An 18,639-nucleotide genomic window follows, 5' to 3' on the forward strand; every position below is an offset into this window, starting at 1 on the left:
CGCCGCGCACCACCCTCAGGGCACCAGCACCGCCCTGCCCCGGTGCCCCCGCTGCGTGATCCACTCGAGCGCCGCGGCGGCTTCGCCGAGCGCGAAGCGCTGGACCTGGAGCGCCAGCCTCCCGTCCGCCAGCCGCGCCAGAAGGTGCGGCACGGCAGCACGGCCGGCCGCTTCGCGACGGAACATGTTGAGCGGCAGCAGCGCCACGTCGCGCTGCAGGAAATGGGCGAGGTTCAAGGGCAGCGTGTTGCCGGCCGTGTAGCCGACCAGCACCGCGCGGCCGCCGGGGGCGACGCAGGGCAGTGCCGACTCCAGCACCGGGCCGCCGACGGTGTCGATCAGGAGGTCGACAGGCTGTTGCTGCTGCGCCGCTCCCTCGGCGTGCGTGAGCACGGCGGCGCCCGCCTCGTGCGCCAGCTGCACCGTCATCGATCCCACCGCACCCGTGGCGCCGGTCACCAGCACGCGCTCGCCCGGCTGCAGCTTCGCGATCTCGTGCAACGCGACCCAGGCCGATGTGCAGGGCGAGAAGAAGGCCGCGCCGAGTGCCATGTCGAGCCCATCTGGCAACGGGCCCAAGGCCTCGTCGGGCGCATCGATCAGCTCGCACCAGGTGCCGTTCTCCGTCGTGCCAAGGCCGCTGCCGCGCAGCCACACGCGCTGACCCGCAGGGTAGGCTCCGCTCGCAACGACGGTCCCGGCGGCCTCGACGCCGGGAATGTAGGGCAGCGGCGGATGCTTGAGAAAAGCGCCGCTCCAGACCGTGCGATCGATATGGCCGACGGTGGCCGCGGCCATGCGCACGATCGTGCGGCCGGCACGCGGCTGCGGATCAGGCAGTTGCTCCAGCACCGGCGCCGCGTTGAAGCCGGAGATGCGCACAGCCTTCACCGCAGCGTCTCCAGAAAATCCACCACCGCATCCGCGAAAGCCTCGGGCATCTGATCGGGCAGCGGAACCATGCCGCCTTCGATGTCGACGATGCGGGCGTGCGGGATGTGCGCCTTCAGCTCCTGCGCATGCGGGGCGGCGAAGGGATCGTCGGTTGCGCGAAGGATCAGCGTGGGCTGCCTCACCTTCGCGATGCGCTCTTCCATCCGATAGGCGGCCACGGCACGGTGTCCCTCTTCCATCCGGCCGCTCACCTTGAGCGCGTCCAGCACGAAAGCCTCCAGCAGCTCGGGCCGCCCTGCCGGATAGAAGCCGAGGCGCTTCTGCCACAGCGCGGCAAGATGGCTGCCGTCGTCACTCATCGCCACTTCGTCGATGGGCGGACGGTCGGCTCGCGCGCGGCGGAAGGCCGCATCCGTGTACGGTGTCGACGACAGCACGAGCCCATGCACGCGCGCTGCGAAGGTGCTCGCCAGTTCGACTGCGATCACGCCGCCCGTGTGGTGGCCCACCACGTGCGCGCGAGCAATGCCGAGCGCATCGATCAGCTCGATCGCCACGCGCGCCCATTGCTCGATGCTGGCAGGAACCGCACCATCATCGGAATCGCCGAAGCCTGCGGTGTCCATCGCCACGGCCCGGAAGCGCTGACCGATCAGAGGCAGGACGTGCCGGTACTCGGCCCAGCTACGCGGCGACTGGTGCAGCAGCAGCACCGTCTCGGCACGCGGATCGCCGCAGCTCGCATAGTGGACTTGCCCGACTGACAGATCAGCGAAGGCGCGGCGGATCCTCGTCATGATTGCGTCCGCTCGGCAGGAGGCCGCCAGAGCCCGGCGTGCTTCAGCATGCCGAGGGTGCGCGCCAGCACGTCGCGCCGGTAGGCGGCCAGGTCGCGCCCTGCGTAGTCGTAGAAGCCGCTGCCGCTCTTCAGGCCCAGGTGGCCCTCTTCCATCATGCGGTCGAGGATGGCCGGCGCGGCATAGCGCGCGGGATCGATCGAGCCCGACATCTCGCGGCTCGCATGGTGCAGGATGTCGGCGCCGCCGAAGTCGATGAACTCCACCACGCCGAGCGCGGCGAAGCGAAGCCCGAGTCCGTAGCGCGTTGCCTTGTCGATCTCCTCGGCAGTCGCGGCGCCCTCCTCGACCATGCGTGCGGCCTCGTTCATCACCAGCGCCTGCAAGCGCGGGACGATGTAGCCGGGGGTCGGGCCGCAGACCACGGGCAGCTTGCCGATCGATTCCATCAGCGCCTTGGTGCGCGCCAGTACCGCCGGGTCGGTGCCCGGGTGGCAGCTGAGCTCCACCACGGGGATCACGTAGGCCGGGTTGAGCCAATGCATGTTGAGGAAGCGCTCCGGCCCCTTCACCAGCGCGGCAATCTGGGTGACCAGGATGCTGCTGGTGGTGGAGGTGAGGATGGCGTCGTTGCGGCAGTGGCGGTTGAGCTGTTCGAAGGCTTCGCGCTTGGCATCCAGCGTTTCCGGCACGCCTTCGAAGATCAACTCGGCCCCTGCCAGCGCGCGCGCGGCGTCGGCCGCGGGCACGAGCTCGACGCGTTCTGCGATTGCCGGCACCTGTGCCGCGTCGAGCACACCCAATTGCGCCAGGCCCTCGAGGCTGGCTTCGATCTCCGCGCGGGCCTCGGCGCGCAGCTTCTGCCAGGCCTCTTCGCTGCGCATGCGCAGATCGACGAGCGCGATGCGATGGCCCGCGTACGCGAAGGCGATCGCAATGCCGCGACCCATGCGGCCGGCTCCGACGGCAGCGAAACGCGGCGCTGCGGCCTCATTCGCCATCGTGCAGCCTCTTCTTCAGCTCGGCCTGGTTCAGCCCGGCCAGGCCCAGCGCCTCGAAGGTGCGCGGGCCCTTGCGCAAGTCGCGGCCCAGGAAGCCGCCGACGATGGCCAGGAGGCCATGGGCGATGGGCGCATCCACGCCCGCATGCCGCGCCGCTGAAGCCAGGAAGGCCAGGCCCAGCTCCGTGTCTTCGGTGATGTAGCGGTGGCCGTAGAGGTCGATGTTCTCGCGCCAGTCGCCCGACTTCACCAGCTGCTTGTGGGCGTCGCCGTACATCCACTGGTCGTTGTTGTAGTGGTCTGCCAGCGGATAGTGCGGCGCGCCATGGCCGAAAGCCTCGCGCACCGCGATGCGCTCCTGGTCCAGCCGGTCGGTCACGTCGCGCACCGCGCGCTGCGTGCCTTCGTTGTGGATGTCCCAGCGCTCGAAATGCTGCAGAGGCGCGGCATTCATCACCATCAGCGGCGGGTGGATGATCGGGCCTGCATTCATCAACGCGCCCGAGAGCGCATCGCCGCAACCGTGCACGCTCGGATAGGCCTGGCGGATGACCTCCAGCGCCTCTCCCTCCTTGCGCGCCGGATACACGCCTGTTGGCAGGCGGATGGCGCGGATCGTCACGTTGACTTCTCGCTCGCCATGCTTGCGCGCCAGATAGGGCAGCGTGCCGGTCTCGGCCCAGGCCACGTCGGCCCGATTGCCGGCCTGCTTCACGATGCGTGCCATCACGAAACTGCCGAAGGTGCCGGGAGGCAGGAACACCACTTGACCGTCGACCAGGTATGGCGCCATGGCGCGGGCGATGTCCTCCTGCGCGATGGCGGGCGTGGGCAGCACGATCAGCGAGGCACCGTGCAGGGCTTCGCCAATGTCGGCAGTGGCCAGCGCAATGGGCACGTCGCGAGCGCCGCGCGCGTCTTTCAAACGGATGGAGCCGGCCTGGCGCACGGCCGCCAAGGCATCGGCGTCGCGCCGCCACAGGCGCACCGAATGGCCGGCTTCAGACAGGTCGGCAGCGGCGGCATAGCAGCCATGGCCGCCGCCCAGGATCGCGATGTTCATAGAGCAAGAAGTGTTGTGGGCCGCGGGCCGCCGGCATCGTAGTCGGCGGGCTCATAGGTACATTACTTTTCATCAATTCGGCTGTCAACTATCATCTTCCCGCCCCCAGCACGTGGTCGAGCTCGGCCAGCGAATCGACAAAGCCGTCGGCATCGACCTCGCGCACCGGCTGGCCGTGGTTGTAACCGTAGCTCACCAGCACCACCGGACATCCGGCCGCGCGCGCGGCCTTTGCGTCGTTGCTCGAATCGCCGACCATCAGCGTGCACCCCGGCGCGCTGCCCAGGGCCTCGCAGGTCTTGAGGAGCGGCAGTGGATCGGGCTTCTTGCGCTCGAAGGCCTCGCCTCCGAACAGATGCTCGAAGTAGCCGTCCAGACCCTTGGCCGCCAACAACGGGCGCGCGAAGGCAATGGGTTTGTTGGTGAGGCAAGCAAGACGGAGGCCGCGGGCGCGCAACACCGAGAGGCCTTCGACGACGCCGGCATAGATCGACGCATGCTGCCCGTTGATGGCGAGATAGTGATGCACATAGCGGGGCCACGCCGCATCAAAGAGCGCGGGATCGGCTTCGCGATCGCCGCGCACCTGCCGCAACACGGAGCGGATCAGGTGCTCGGAGCCCTTGCCGACCATTTGGCCGATCGCCTCGGCGGTGATCGGCGGCAGGGCGAGATCGTCGAGCATGCAGTTGAGCGCCACGACGAAGTCGCCGAGCGTGTCGATCATCGTGCCATCGAGGTCGACAATGGCTGCTTCGAGGCGGAGACGGTGCAGGGCCGCTAAGTCGGGGAAGTGCAAACTAGATCTCCAAAATGGTGATTATTTCTGCTTGCGCGGCCATGGGGAACGAGGGGACTGGCAAACTCTCGTCGATCCAGAGTCCTTGGGAGGCGCGTCATGAAAAACTGGCAGGAAGATTTGCTGCGCATCATCGCTGTGGCGCCCGGCGAGCAGAAGATCTTCGACGAGATCGTCAGTGCTGCGCATGGGCTGGGCTTCGAGTACTGCAGTTACGGACTTCGCTTCCCCTTCCCGATGTCGAATCCCAAGGTGTTGACCTTGTTCGAATATCCCCGCGCCTGGGCCGAGCGCTACCATGAGGCGGGTTACGTCAGTACCGACCCCACGGTCATGCACGGCCGGCGCAGCAGAACGCCTCTGGTCTGGAACGATGCGCTGTTCGCGTCCACCCCGCAGCTCTGGTCGGAGGCTCAGTCCTATGGGCTACGCGTCGGCTGGGCCCAGTCGAGCCTGGACGCAAATGGTGTCGTCGGCATGCTGACCTTGGCGCGCTCGGGCGAGCCGCTTTCGGCCGCAGAACTCGGGGCAAAGGAGTCGCGGATGCGATGGCTGGTCAACCTCTCGCATCTGGCGCTGACCCAGGCTCTGACGCCAACGCTGGCCCAGGATGTTCGCCTGACTAGCCGCGAACTGGAAGTCCTGAAATGGACCGCCGATGGAAAGACATCGGGCGAAATCGCGCAGATACTCGCAATCTCCTCCGAAACGGTCAACTTCCATGTGAGCAACGCCACTGCCAAACTCGGCTCTGCGAACAAGACAGCCGCTGTCGTGCGGGCCCTGATGCTCGGATTGCTGAATTGAAGTGGCCATCGAGGCTACCGGGTTCTAACGGCACGATGGGGCGAACGGCGCAGATGCGGAGAGAGAGTCCATTCAATGAAAGATCTCGCATTCAGTGCACCCGCTTTTCCCGATGGCCTGTTGCGCCTGTCGAACCCAGCCCTGCGGGCACTGCAGCTGACCCACTTGATTTCGGGCGTCTACGAGGATTCCCTGTCGCCTGCGCTGCAGACCTGCGGCCGGCCCACCACGATCACGGGCTACACGGAATGGATCGACGCGGCGGGCTCACCCGCAACGCTGGGCTGGGACTGGGAGATCCGCTGCATGCCCGGCCAGGTCCGATGGCATCGCCTGAGCCTTCCTTTCACCAATGTGCTGCTGGTCCACGAAGATCGGCGGGACCTCCCATGGCAATGCAACCTGCAGCGTCTCGCAGAGTGGGTGGACACTCTGGCGTGGACCGAGCCGCTACGTACCGCTTTGTTCGTTCAGTACGCGTGCCGTCCGGGACACTAACTATTTGGTTGGCTAGGTTGTCCTACCAACATTGGTAGTTTCCATCCGCCTCCGGTTTGGGTGAAATACCACCCATACAAAGGAGTCAGGGTGGAATTCACTACAGGCACATCACACGACTTACCCGATGAAGTTCTCGTCGGGCTCGCTCGTTACCGGCACAAGGTATTTGTCGAAACCTTGGGGTGGGATCTGCCCACGCAGGCGGGGCTCGAAATCGATCAGTTCGATCGTCCGGACACTCTCTATGTGGCAGCGCGCAAGGAGGGGCGGTATATCGGAGTGGCCCGATTGCTGCCAACCGTGCGCCCCTACCTTCTCGGTGAGGTTTTCCCTGAGTTGATGGGCGATGCGCCGCCACCCCGGGCCTCCGACGTTTGGGAGCTCTCGCGGTTTGCAGCAATCGACTTTCGTTCCAACGTTTTGTCGGGGCCGTTCTCATCTCCAACGACCGTGGGTCTGCTGAAGGCAGTTCAGACCTGCGCGCTTCGGCACGGCGCGAGCCGTCTCATCACCACGCTTTCCTCGCCCGGCATCGAGCGGCTCCTTCGAAAACTGGGCTTCCTGGCCTACCGCGCCGGCCCACCCCAAATCATCAACGGACATCCTCTTTTCGCATGCTGGATCGAACTGAACAACACATCGAACGCCCGCAGCTGAGGAGCGTTCCTCTCCGCATCGCCGAGCGGCCGTCCCGCATCGCGAACGATGCGATGAAGCCGCTCGCGCGCATGGTGGCACGCTTCTGCGGCACACTGGCCAGGCTCCCGGAGCACGAGGCGCCATCGGCGCGTTCCGGTGCATGTGCCAGAACGATGGGTCATGCTGCACCCGCAGAGCTGTACAGCCAGGCTGTCCGAATCCGGCGGCATCTTGTCGATCTGGGCGTTGGCATCGAGTTGGCGCGAAACGGAACGATGACGAGCACGCAACGCGCGTTGCAACAGCTTCAATGCGCATACCGCAACTTGCAAGGCTTGATGATCGGCGCGCCAGAACGGCTGCTGGACATTCAACCGGAATCAGAGCGGCGCAGCGCCCGTGAATTGCTGCAGACCGCACTGTCCGGATCTCGCCTGCAAGCACCAACGCTCCATGCCAGTGGTTCGGCGACGATTTCCCCCTGCCGATCCAGCTCCGGTGCGCTGTCTGCGATATTCGAGACCGGGGAGCTGAATCATCGCTCCTTGGTCGAGACATTTCGCAACCTGCCAGAGCGGGCCCGCCAGCACGGCTCAAAGGACGGCGAGGCGCTGGCCACCCTTATCGTGAATGCCCGTCTCGACCATCTGCACAAGCATCTGCTGGCTCACCGTACCGAGTTGAGCGAGCTGCTGAAGGCCATCGGGCATCGCCGCACCATGCCCATGCGCTTGGCACATGGGATCTTTCTAGCACTCGGCGAAGTGGAGGGCGCCATGATTGGCGCCGAGTCTCAATTCGAAAGCAGATGCCACCCGCTGATCGACCTCATCGCCGTACGCACAAATGAACTGGGACGCTACTGCTGAAACGTGCGCAACAGCTGCACAGAGCAGCCCAGCGCGCTGCTCTCGTGCTTTACCTGCCGAGAGTTGGCCTGTTCGAAGATGCGGCCGACTTTTCGGCTTCAGCTGCATTGACCGGCACTGCCCCGATGACCTCGAGCTCAACGCGGCGGTTGGGCTGCAGGCAAGTCACGAGCGCAGGCGTCTTCCTGGAACCCGGGCAATCCACCACGGGCCTGGTCTTGCCCACGCCTACCGCGTTGATCAGGGTCGCATCGACACCCGATCGGACCATCAAGTCGCGCACCGTGTTCGCCCGCTCCAGCGACAGGGCCTCGTTGTAGGCCGCGCTGCCCAGGCGATCGGTATGCCCCGTGATGGCAATCGACTTCACCGAGGCGAAGTTGCGGCGAATCTCCTGCGTCAGCAGTTCGATCTTCTGCCGCCCCTCCGGCAGCAGGTCGGCCGCGGAAGCGCCGCCAAAGCGGAACAGCCCATCCGTGCCCAGGCTGATCTTCTGCGGCGGCAACGGACGCGCCGGCGGTGTCGGCAAGGGCTGCACGGTCGGCCTGGCCGCTGCAGTCTTGGGCTCCCGGCGCGTCAGTGCTTCGCATTCGCCGGATTTCCAGTACGCCCCCGTCACCACCATGGCGTCGTTGAAGCGCACCATGTACTGGCAGGTCACGAATGCCGGCCCTTCGCCGGTGCGCAGGTGGAAGATGTAGTTCCACTCCTCCACGCCCCACAGCCCTTCGCTGAAGTGCGGCCAACTCAGCAGCTCGCGGATCTGGTCCTTGCCCATGCCCGGCTGGACCTGCCGGAGGTTCTCCAGATTGGGGAACGCGCCCTGCTGCCACTTGGCCGTCTCCATCGCCGGGAAATCCCCGGCAGCCGGAGCCGCAGGCTTGGCCGACATGGCTGCCGCCTGGGCCTGCGGATCGATGGCGCGGCCCGGGGTGCCGCAAGCGGCCAGCAGCATCGCGGACGCCATCACGGCAACTAGGCGCCTCATGCCCCGGCGGGCGGGGCGAAGGCTCTTTGCGTTTTTGGTCATTGCGGACATTCCTCGAATCAGTTGAAAACCCACTCGGCACCCACCGTGGCGGCCACGCCGGCGCGGCTCATGCCCACGCCGCCGGTGAGGCTCCACCCGTTGTTCTCCGAAGTCCGCCGGAAGCTGACGCCGACCGCAGACTCGCCCTTGAACACCGCCGAGCCCACGCGCATGACGGTCTTGCCTGGCACATAGGTGCCGGGCATCTGCACCGCCATGGCTGCCGCAACGCCCGCGTAGGCATTGCGTGCCACGCCGTCGATGCGACTGTTGGTCGCGTTCAATTGGTTCATATTGACCGCATCGGTGCCGGCGATGCCGGGCGCCACATTCGAGATGCGAGTCCCGTTCGGCGCCTGGCCGTTGCCCATGGTCACGTTGTTGTAGTTGGTGGTGCCGTCCGCGTTCTGGTCGTAGCGAACGCCGCCGTCCACTGCCACCGCACGCAGCTGCCGCACGTTGACTGCATCGGTGTCCTCGGTACCTCCCGCGACGTTGGTGATCTGCCGCTCGTTGCCCGGACTGCCCACGGACACGGCGCCCTGCGTGGAGCTGACGGCGACGTTGGAGACTGCCTCGCGCTGGCCATTCATGCCCGCCCTGCTCGCCACTGCGCCGGCACCGAGCGCAACGCCACCGGTGCTGGTGACCGTAGCCGCATTGCCGAGAGCCGTGCCGCGCACCGCGTTCAGCGCCATCGCGTTGTCGCCGAATGCCGCACTGCCGCCACCGGCCTGCGCGCCGGCGCCGACGGCCACCGAGTTGGTCGCCACCGCGCCGGTGCCGATCGCGATCGTATTGAGCCCGCTGGAGACGGTGTTGAAGCCCAAGGCGATGGAGCCGGTATTGGTCGCCTGCGCGTTCTGGCCGATTGCTACCGACGATGCGCCAGAGCTGTTGCTCTGCTGGCCCACCGCCACGCTGCCCGCGCCGCCGGCACTGGCACGATCGCCTGCCGCCACTGCGCTTGCGCCGCCCGCTGTGGACTGCGGGCCCATTGCCGTGCTTTCGGCGCCGATGGCTGCCGCTCCGGCTGCTGTCGAGTTGGCTCGGAAGTACTTGGTGTTGGCGTACTCGTTCTTGGTTTCCGCGGTTAGATTCTCCAGCGAGTAGCTGATGCCACCCAGCGCATCGCCCACGTTCTTGTAGGTTTGAAGCGAGAGCGTTCCATCATTCTCGACCCTGTTGATGTTGTAGGTCGGCCCGGTGACCGTGCCATCGGCGTTCAACTTCGTGCCGCCGCCCAGTGCATCGGCGAAGGGCAGGAGCTGGCTCACGTTGACAGCATCGGTATCCTTGGAACCGGCCGCCACGTTGGTGACTTGGCGCTCGCCGCCATTCTCGGAGCCGACCGAGACCACGTTGTTGCGCCCGCCATCATTCGAGTTGTTGCCCAAGGCGACGGAGTTGTCGCCGAGGCTTTTGGCGCCCGAACCCACCGCCGTGCTGTTAGGGCCCGTCGCCTCAGGTACACGGTAGGTGGATGGGTTCCCGATGATCCATCGATTGGTTGCGGTCGTCAGTTGGCTCAAGTTGACTGCATCGTTGGGATCGCTTCCAGGCGCAAGGTTGCGAATTCGAGTTGGCGCTTTGGACGGGTTGAGTGTGACACTCGTGTAGTCGATGACGCCATTGACGTCGACGTCGTACTTCACCGCGCCGTCGCTCACCGATTTGAGTTGACTCACGTTGACGGCATCAGTGCCGTTCACGCCGGCAGACACGTTGGTGATGACCTTGCTGCCAGCGTCGATACCGGTGGTCGTTACGCTCGGGCCGCCCGCGATGACCAGGCCAGTGACGCCCAAGGTGCTCGACCCGACCGCAACGCCGTTGTTGTCGATCTTCGTGGCACCCGTGGTGACGCTGGTGAAGCTCACGTCATCGGCTGTGGCCACTGTGATCTTGTTGGTGGCATCCTGAGTGATCCGGATGTTCTTGCCGTCGATGAACTCGACCGTGCCGCCCGGAGCCACGTTCTGCGCCGCGCCGCCATTGGTCTGCAGGTTCCAGCCCTGGCCGGCGACATTGTTCACCGCCCTCAGCTGCGCGACGTTGACTGCATCGGTGTCGCCCGAGCCGGCCGCCACGTTAGTGACTCGGCGCTCGGCGCCCGCGGCTCCGACGCTCACTTCACCTGCCGGCGCCAGCCCCGCCCCGGCTGCCAGCAAGGCCGACAGGTAGGCCTGGTTGCCGAGAGTTGCACCCGTTGCCGTGGCGCCCGAGCCCAATGCCACGCCGCTGGCGCTGCTGACGCTGGCCCCCTGACCGATCGCCACGCCGTTGTTGGCGCTGACGATGGTGCCATTGCCCAGCGCCAGCGCATTGGCGACGTTCGCGCCGATGACCGCGCCGCTGCCCAGCACGAGTGCACCGGCGGCGCCTGCGTTCACCGTGGAACCGTTACCCACCACGAACGAGCCGTTCGCCCCGGTGTCGATCAGGTTGTTGTTGCCCAGCGCATAGGAGGCGTCGGCATTGATGGTGTTGGGGTCGCCGATGGCACCGGAGTTGTTGCCGTTGACCTTGTTGCCCGTACCGATGCTGATGGCGCTGTCGCCCAGAGCCTGGGCGCCATTGCCCATGGCGATGGCGTTGTCGCCTGCGGCCTGCGCATCACGTCCCACCGCCACCGCACTCACGCCGGAGGACTTCGCCTCGTAGCCCACCGCCGTGGAGCCCACGCCTTCAGCGAAGGCATCGCTCTTGGCCAAGGTTCGCTCGTTGGTGCGCGCGTACCGGATGCCCAGACCGACGGCATTGGTGTTGTTGGTGGTGGTGTCGCCCGCGATGTTGGTGACGGTGCCGTCGATCCTCGTCACGTCCCCTTCCACCGTGGTCACCCGCCCATCCAGGTTGGTCACGTTGGTGTTGGTGGCGTTCAGCTGGCTGCCGTTGACCGCCTCCTTGCTGACAGGGTTCACGGCGCCGTCAGCCACGTTGGTGATGACCTTGCTGCCAGCGTCGATGCCGACGGTCGTCACGCTCGGGCCACCCGTAATCGTGAGACCGTTGGTGTCGATCTTGGTGGCACCCGTGGTCACGCTGGTGAAGTTCACATCAGCGGCCGTATCCACCGCAAGCTTGTTGCCGGTGCGGCTGACGACAATGTTCCCGCTCGCGCCATTGACGAAGTCCGCCGTCTCGCCCGGGGCGATGGTCTGCGGCGCGGCCTCGCTGTTGGCACTCAGGTTCCAGCCCTGGCCGGCCTGGGTGGATGCCGCGCGCAACTGCGCGACGTTGACCGCATCGGTGTCGCCCGCGCCGGCCGCCACGTTGGTGACGCGGCGCTCGGCGCCCGCGGCTCCGACGCTCACTTCACCTGCCGGCACCAGCCCCGCCCCAGCCGGCAGCACGGCCGACAGGTAAGCCTGGTTGCCGAGCGTGGCCCCCGTTGCCGTGGCGCCCGAACCCAATGCCACGCCGCTGGCGCTGCTGACGCTGGCCCCTTGACCGATCGCCACGCCGTTGTTGGCGCTGACGCTGGCGCCATTGCCCAGCGCCAGCGCATTGGCGACGTTCGCGCCGATGACCGCGCCGCTGCCCAGCACGAGTGCACCGGCGGCGCCTGCGTTCACCGTGGAACCGTTACCCACCACGAACGAGCCGTTCGCCCCGGTGTCGATCAGGTTGTTGTTGCCCAGCGCGTAGGCGTCGTCAGCATTGATGGTGTTGGGGTCGCCGATGGCACCGGATCTGTTGCCGTTGACGATGTTGCGCGTGCCAATGCTGATGGCGCTGTCGCCCAGAGCCTGGGCGCCATTGCCCATGGCGATGGCGTTGTCGCCTGCGGCCTGCGCATCACGTCCCACCGCCACCGCACTCACGCCGGAGGACTTCGCCTCGTAGCCCACGGCCGTGGAGCCCACGCCTTCAGCGAAGGCATCGCTCTTGGCCAAGGTTCGCTCGTTGGTGCGCGCGTACCGGATGCCCCGGCCCTTGGCATCGGTGTAGTTGTTGTTGGTGTCCCCAGCAATGTCGAACAGTTGGCTGCCGTTGATCGCATCGGTGCTGGTGGAGCTCACGTCACCGGCCGTCAGGTTGGTGATCTTGGTGGTGGCGCCAGCGGCGCCGCCCGGGTTGAGCGTGACCGTGGTCTTGGTCGCATCGTCGTACTGCACCGCGTTGGCAGTGATGTCGTCGATCGCCGTGTTGGTCGCAAACAGCTGGCTGCCGTTGACCGCATCGGTGCTCGTCGCGCTCAACCGGCCTGCCGCCACGTTGGTGATGGTGCGCTCGTTGCCTGCGCTGCCCACAGAGACCGTGCCGACAGGCGCAGTGCCCGCGAAGTTGTAGGTGGTCCCGGCGATGACGGTGCTGGCCGTGCCGACCGCCGCAGCGGTGCTGGCGTTGGCGCCCAGGGCCACGTCATTGGCATTGTTGGCCACCGCGTCCTGGCCGATGGCTACCGAGTCGGTGCCAAGGGCCTGGCTGTCGTTGCCGATCGAGTTGGCGTGGAAGTACTTGGTGCCCTTGTCGATGACGTTGCTCAGCTGGCTGCCGTTGATGGCCTCCTTGCTGAGGGCGTTCACGGCACCTTCGGCCACGTTGGTGATGACCGCGCTGCCCGCGTCGATGCCCACGGTCGTCACGCTCGGGCCACCCGCGATAGCCAGGCCAGTGGCACCCAGGGTGCTCGACCCGACCACAACGCCGCTGTTGTCGATCTTCGTGGCACCGGTGGTGACGCTGGTGAAGTTCACATCAGCAGCCGTGTCCACCGCGAGCTTGTTGCCGGTGCGGCTGACGACGATGTTCCCGCTCGCGCCATTGACGAAGTCCGCCGTCTCGCCCGGGGCGATGGTCTGCGGCGCGGCCTCGCTGTTGGCACTCAGGTTCCAGCCCTGGCCGGCCTGGGTGGATGCCGCGCGCAACTGCGCGACGTTGACCGCATCGGTGTCGCCCGCGCCGGCCGCCACGTTGGTGACGCGGCGCTCGGCGCCCGCGGCTCCGACGCTCACTTCACCTGCCGGCACCAGCCCCGCCCCAGCCGGCAGCACGGCCGACAGGTAAGCCTGGTTGCCGAGCGTGGCCCCCGTTGCCGTGGCGCCCGAACCCAATGCCACGCCGCTGGCGCTGCTGACGCTGGCCCCTTGACCGATCGCCACGCCGTTGTTGGCGCTGACGCTGGCGCCATTGCCCAGCGCCAGCGCATTGGCGACGTTCGCGCCGATGACCGCGCCGCTGCCCAGCACGAGTGCACCGGCGGCGCCTGCGTTCACCGTGGAACCGTTACCCACCACGAACGAGCCGTTCGCCCCGGTGTCGATCAGGTTGTTGTTGCCCAGCGCGTAGGCGTCGTCAGCATTGATGGTGTTGGGGTCGCCGATGGCACCGGATCTGTTGCCGTTGACGATGTTGCGCGTGCCAATGCTGATGGCGCTGTCGCCCAGAGCCTGGGCGCCATTGCCCATGGCGATGGCGTTGTCGCCTGCGGCCTGCGCATCACGTCCCACCGCCACCGCACTCACGCCGGAGGACTTCGCCTCGTAACCCACGGCCGTGGAGCCCACGCCTTCAGCGAAGGCATCGCTCTTGGCGAGGGTGCGTTCGTTGGTGCGCGCGTACCGGATGCCGCGGCCCTTGGCATCGGTGTAGTTGTTGTTGGTGTCCCCAGCAATGTCGAACAGCTGGCTGCCGTTGATCGCATCGGTGCTGGTGGAGCTCACGTCACCGGCCGTCAGGTTGGTGATCTTGGTGGTGGCGCCAGCGGCGCCGCCCGGGTTGAGCGTGACCGTGGTCTTGGTCGCATCGTCGTACTGCACCGCGTTGGCAGTGATGTCGTCGATCGCCGTGTTGGTCGCAAACAGTTGGCTGCCGTTGACCGCATCGGTGCTGGTATCACTCAGGCGGCCTGCCGCCACGTTGGTGATGGTGCGCTCGTTGCCCACGCTGCCCACCGAGACCGTGCCGACAGGCGCAGTGCCCGCGAAGTTGTAGGTGGTCCCGGCAATGATGGTGCTGCTCGTGCCCACCGCCGCAGCTGTGCTGGCGTTGGCGCCTAGCGCCACGTCATTGGCATTGTTGGCCACCGCGTCCTGGCCGATGGCTACCGAGTCGGTGCCCAGGGCCTTGCTGTCTTTGCCGATCGAGTTGGCGTGGAAGTACTTGGTGCCCTTGTCGATGACGTTGCTCAGCTGGCTGCCGTTGATGGCATCCGTGCTGGTGGAGCTCACGTCACCGGCCGTCAGGTTGGTGATCTTGGTGGTGGCGCCAGGGGCGCCGCCCGGGTTGAGCGTGACCGTGGTCTTGCCCGCATCGTCGTACTGCACCGCGTTGGCAGTGATGTCGTCGATCGCCGTGTTGGTCGCAAACAGCTGGCTGCCGTTGACCGCATCGGTGCTCGTCGCGCTCAACCGGCCTGCCGCCACGTTGGTGATGGTGCGCTCGTTGCCTGCGCTGCCCACCGAGACCGTGCCGACAGGCGCAGTGCCCGCGAAGTTGTAGGTGGTCCCGGCGATGACGGTGCTGGCCGTGCCGACCGCCGCAGCGGTGCTGGCGTTGGCGCCCAGGGCCACGTCATTGGCATTGTTGGCCACCGCGTCCTGGCCGATGGCTACCGAGTCGGTGCCAAGGGCCTGGCTGTCGTTGCCGATCGAGTTGGCGTGGAAGTACTTGGTGCCCTTGTCGATGACGTTGCTCAGCTGGCTGCCGTTGATGGCATCCGTGCTGGTGGAGCTCACGTCACCGGCCGTCAGGTTGGTGATCTTGGTGGTGGCGCCAGCGGCGCCGCCCGGGTTGAGCGTGACCGTGGTCTTGGTCGCATCGTCGTACTGCACCGCGTTGGCAGTGATGTCGTCGATCGCCGTGTTGGTCGCAAACAGTTGGCTGCCGTTGACCGCATCGGTGCTGGTATCACTCAGGCGGCCTGCCGCCACGTTGGTGATGGTGCGCTCGTTGCCCACGCTGCCCACCGAGACCGTGCCGACAGGCGCAGTGCCCGCGAAGTTGTAGGTGGTCCCGGCAATGATGGTGCTGCTCGTGCCCACCGCCGCAGCTGTGCTGGCGTTGGCGCCTAGCGCCACGTCATTGGCATTGTTGGCCACCGCGTCCTGGCCGATGGCTACCGAGTCGGTGCCCAGGGCCTTGCTGTCTTTGCCGATCGAGTTGGCGTGGAAGTACTTGGTGCCCTTGTCGATGACGTTGCTCAGCTGGCTGCCGTTGATGGCATCCGTGCTGGTGGAGCTCACGTCACCGGCCGTCAGGTTGGTGATCTTGGTGGTGGCGCCAGGGGCGCCGCCCGGGTTGAGCGTGACCGTGGTCTTGCCCGCATCGTCGTACTGCACCGCGTTGGCAGTGATGTCGTCGATCGCCGTGTTGGTCGCAAACAGCTGGCTGCCGTTGACCGCATCGGTGCTCGTCGCGCTCAACCGGCCTGCCGCCACGTTGGTGATGGTGCGCTCGTTGCCTGCGCTGCCCACCGAGACCGTGCCGACAGGCGCAGCGCCCGCGAAGTTGTAGGTGGTCCCGGCAATGATGGTGCTGCTCGTGCCCACCGCCGCAGCAGTGCTGGCGTTGGCGCCCAGCGCCACGTCGTTGGCATTGTTGGCCTTCGCGCCCTGGCCGATCGCCACGCCGTTGTCGGCACTGACGCTCGCGCCATTGCCCAGCACCAAGGCATTGTCGACGTCCGCGCCCACGGTGGTGGTGCCGACGGAGCCGCTGCCCAGCACGAGGGCGCCGTTGGCGCCCTGCTGGACTGTGACGTTGTTGCCTACGACGAAGACGCCGTCGGTGGCTTTGCCTCCATTGAGACCGATGGTGTTGTTGTTACCCAGCGAGTAGGAGTTGGTGGCATCGATGGTGGTGGGGTCACCGATGGCACCGGACTTGTCGCCCCTGACCACGTTGCTCGTGCCGATGCTGATGGCGCTGATGCCGGAAGCTCTCGCACCGATGCCAACGGCGATGGCATTCAGGCCAGTGGCAGCGCTGAAGCGGCCGACAGCCACGCCATCTTGAGCGGAGACAATTGCGTTTCGACCAACCGCTGTGCCTCCGCTTGCGGTAACCGATGATGCGGAACCAATCGCCGTGCCATCGATGGCCGATGCGGCACGTGCCCCATTGCCTAACACCGTGCTGTTGGCCGAACTTACGGTACTTGTCCCATTACCTACCGCCGTACCGCCTTGTGAATCTGTGACTGTCACGCCGAACCCGAGCGCGGTTGCGGACGGTGAGTTAGTCACACGGGCTTGGTTTCCGAAGGAAGTGGCGCTGACCGACGCGGCGTCGAGGACACCGTCGCCGGTGTTGCCGATCGCTACGGAGTTGGGAGCCGCCGCCGTGACACCTGCCCCAATAGCCGTCGAATCGGTGCCGGTGGCTTGTGCACCGTAACCGATTGCAAGCTGATCCCCACTCGCAGCGCTCGCATTCGAGGCAGTACCGATTGCAATATTCGTGGTCCCGCTTCCAGTTTTCGCACCACACCCAATCGCCATGCCCAAAGGGCCAAAGGGCGTAGTCTTCGCGACATCCCAAGCAGCGCAGTCGAACTTCGACGGGGAAACCGCCATTGAAGCTCCCACCGCGACGCCGCCGACGACATTCCGGGTCGCAGCGACGAGCTGCTGAACGTTGACTGCGTCGTCACCAACCAAGCCACCTGCGACGCCGGTGATGCGGCGACTTCCGATATTGACTTCACCCGTAGGCGTCCCGCCCACCAGGAACGCCGCATCGCCCAGCTTCCCGCTATTGGCGATCGAGCCCGCGCCCAGCGCCACACCGTTGGCAGAGTTGACGACTGCCTGCTGACCGATCGCCACACCGTTGTTGGCGCTGACGCTGGTGCCATTGCCCAGCGCCATCGCATTGGCGACGTTCGCGCTGATGGTCGCGCCGCTGCCCAGCACCAGGGCGCCGGTGGCGCCTGGGTTCACCACGGAACCGTTGCCGACCACGAACGAGCCGTCCGCTCCGGTGCCGATCAGGTTGTTGTTGCCCAGCGCGTAGGCGTCGTTGGCATCGATGGTGTTCGGGTCGCCGATGGCTCCAGAGTTGTTGCCATTGACGATGTTGCCCGTGCCGATGCTGATGGAGTTGTCGCCCAGAGCCTGAGCACCGTTGCCCATGGCAATGGCGTTGCCACCGGCGGCTCGCGTGACCTGTACCTGCGCAATATCAGTGCTGCCGCCGATCGCGACTGCACCCTCTCCACTGGCCTGGGCCAGAGTGCCGATAGCCGTCGCGGCCTTTGCGTTGGCGACGGCTTCCTCCCCGAGGCCCAGGGAGCCCACGCCCGTGGCCTGCGCAAGGCCGCCGATAGCGACACCATAGTCGAGGGCCCTGGCCGAAGCACCCAATGCCACGGCATTGACCCCGGCGACAGAGGCCGCGACACCGACCGCCGTTCCGTTGTCTGCGTTCGTGGCCGATGCACCTGCACCGATCACCGTGCCCTGTACCGAATTGGTGACGGAAGAGCCCGCTCCCAGCGCCATGCCGTTCAGCGAGTCAACCGTCGCCGTGTTGCCCATGGCAACAGCGTTCGCACCGCTGGCCTTCGCGCCCTGGCCGATGGCCACGCCGTCGTCGGCGCTGACGCTCGCGCCATTGCCCAGCACCAGGGCATTCTGGACGTCCGCGCCCACGGTGGTGGTGCCGACGGAGCCGCTGCCCAGCACGAGGGCGCCGTTGGCGCCCTGCTGGACTGTGACGTTGTTGCCCACGACGAAGACGCCGTCGGTGGCTTTGCCTCCATTGAGACCGATGGTGTTGTTGTTACCCAGCGAGTAGGAGTTGGTGGCATCGATGGTGGTGGGGTCACCGATGGCACCGGAATTGTTGCCGTTGACGATGTTGCCTGTGCCGATGCTGATGGACTGGGTGCCCGAGGCCCGCGCTCCAGCGCCCATCGCGATGGACTTGGCTCCGATGGCTTGCGCAGACTCCACATCCGAACTTCCGCCACCGACCGCGATCGCGTTGGCTCCGATGGCTTTCGATCGGGCGCCCAATGCGACGGTACTCGGCGCACCGACATTTGCGGAGTGACCCAACGCAACGCCATCGGTCGCGCTTGCGATATCGACTTCCGTGCCGAGGGCAATGGCGCCCGGCGAGTTCTTGAGAAAGGAAAGCGTGCCGACGAGAATGCCGCCCGTCGAATCACCGAGCTTGGACCAGCCCCCCAGCAGAATCCCGTCTCTCGATTTTGCCAAGTCCCCTCTGTAGCCGATCGTGATCGCATTCTCGGACTCGCCGTCTCTAACGCCGCCATCACCTTGTTGG

Annotated in this window: 11 protein-coding genes; 4 read left to right on the forward strand and 7 right to left on the reverse strand. The window is 66.3% G+C overall.

The annotated features are described in order from the left end of the window. Positions 1–15: 15 nt before the first annotated feature. From G3W89_RS25430 to gph, 5 genes are all read right to left on the reverse strand, one after another. Entirely contained in the window at positions 16–891 is an 876-nt protein-coding gene (locus G3W89_RS25430; protein WP_162576749.1) for a quinone oxidoreductase family protein, read from the reverse strand. Then, positions 888–1,691, reverse strand: a complete 804-nt coding sequence (locus G3W89_RS25435; RefSeq protein WP_162576750.1) for an alpha/beta fold hydrolase — start codon at positions 1,689–1,691, stop codon at positions 888–890. The genes G3W89_RS25430 and G3W89_RS25435 overlap by 4 nt, the downstream gene beginning before the upstream one ends. After that, positions 1,688–2,692: a 3-hydroxybutyryl-CoA dehydrogenase gene (locus G3W89_RS25440; protein WP_162576751.1), complete on the reverse strand. Its 1,005-nt coding sequence runs from the start codon at positions 2,690–2,692 to the stop codon at positions 1,688–1,690. The genes G3W89_RS25435 and G3W89_RS25440 overlap by 4 nt, the downstream gene beginning before the upstream one ends. After that, positions 2,682–3,755 (reverse strand): NAD/NADP-dependent octopine/nopaline dehydrogenase family protein, encoded by a 1,074-nt coding sequence (locus G3W89_RS25445; protein WP_162576752.1) that lies wholly within the window; start codon positions 3,753–3,755, stop codon positions 2,682–2,684. The genes G3W89_RS25440 and G3W89_RS25445 overlap by 11 nt, the downstream gene beginning before the upstream one ends. A gap of 91 nt (positions 3,756–3,846) precedes the next feature. Continuing rightward, positions 3,847–4,554 (reverse strand): phosphoglycolate phosphatase, encoded by a 708-nt coding sequence (gene gph / locus G3W89_RS25450; RefSeq protein WP_443083186.1) that lies wholly within the window; start codon positions 4,552–4,554, stop codon positions 3,847–3,849. Positions 4,555–4,653: 99 nt separating this feature from the next. Between gph and G3W89_RS25455 the strand changes: the two genes are divergently transcribed. From G3W89_RS25455 to G3W89_RS25470, 4 genes are all read left to right on the forward strand, one after another. Beyond that, positions 4,654–5,361, forward strand: coding sequence for an autoinducer binding domain-containing protein (locus tag G3W89_RS25455; RefSeq protein WP_162576753.1), 708 nt, complete (start codon positions 4,654–4,656; stop codon positions 5,359–5,361). A 75-nt stretch (positions 5,362–5,436) separates the two neighbouring features. Then, on the forward strand, positions 5,437–5,859 hold the full coding sequence (locus G3W89_RS25460) for a DUF4902 domain-containing protein (protein ID WP_162576754.1): 423 nt from the start codon (positions 5,437–5,439) through the stop codon (positions 5,857–5,859). Between the two features lie 90 nt (positions 5,860–5,949). Then, positions 5,950–6,519, forward strand: a complete 570-nt coding sequence (locus G3W89_RS25465) for an acyl-homoserine-lactone synthase (RefSeq protein ID WP_162576755.1) — start codon at positions 5,950–5,952, stop codon at positions 6,517–6,519. Continuing rightward, positions 6,477–7,370, forward strand: coding sequence for a hypothetical protein (locus G3W89_RS25470; RefSeq protein WP_162576756.1), 894 nt, complete (start codon positions 6,477–6,479; stop codon positions 7,368–7,370). The genes G3W89_RS25465 and G3W89_RS25470 overlap by 43 nt, the downstream gene beginning before the upstream one ends. A 49-nt stretch (positions 7,371–7,419) precedes the next feature. Here G3W89_RS25470 and G3W89_RS25475 read toward each other — a convergent pair whose 3' ends face one another. Then, entirely contained in the window at positions 7,420–8,400 is a 981-nt protein-coding gene (locus G3W89_RS25475; RefSeq protein ID WP_232076746.1) for an OmpA family protein, read from the reverse strand. A 17-nt stretch (positions 8,401–8,417) separates the two neighbouring features. Further along, positions 8,418–18,569 (reverse strand): hypothetical protein, encoded by a 10,152-nt coding sequence (locus G3W89_RS25480; RefSeq protein ID WP_232076748.1) that lies wholly within the window; start codon positions 18,567–18,569, stop codon positions 8,418–8,420. Positions 18,570–18,639 lie beyond the last annotated feature (70 nt).

Origin of the sequence: Variovorax sp. PBL-H6, assembly GCF_901827155.1 — a bacterium.
GTDB lineage: Bacteria > Pseudomonadota > Gammaproteobacteria > Burkholderiales > Burkholderiaceae_C > Variovorax.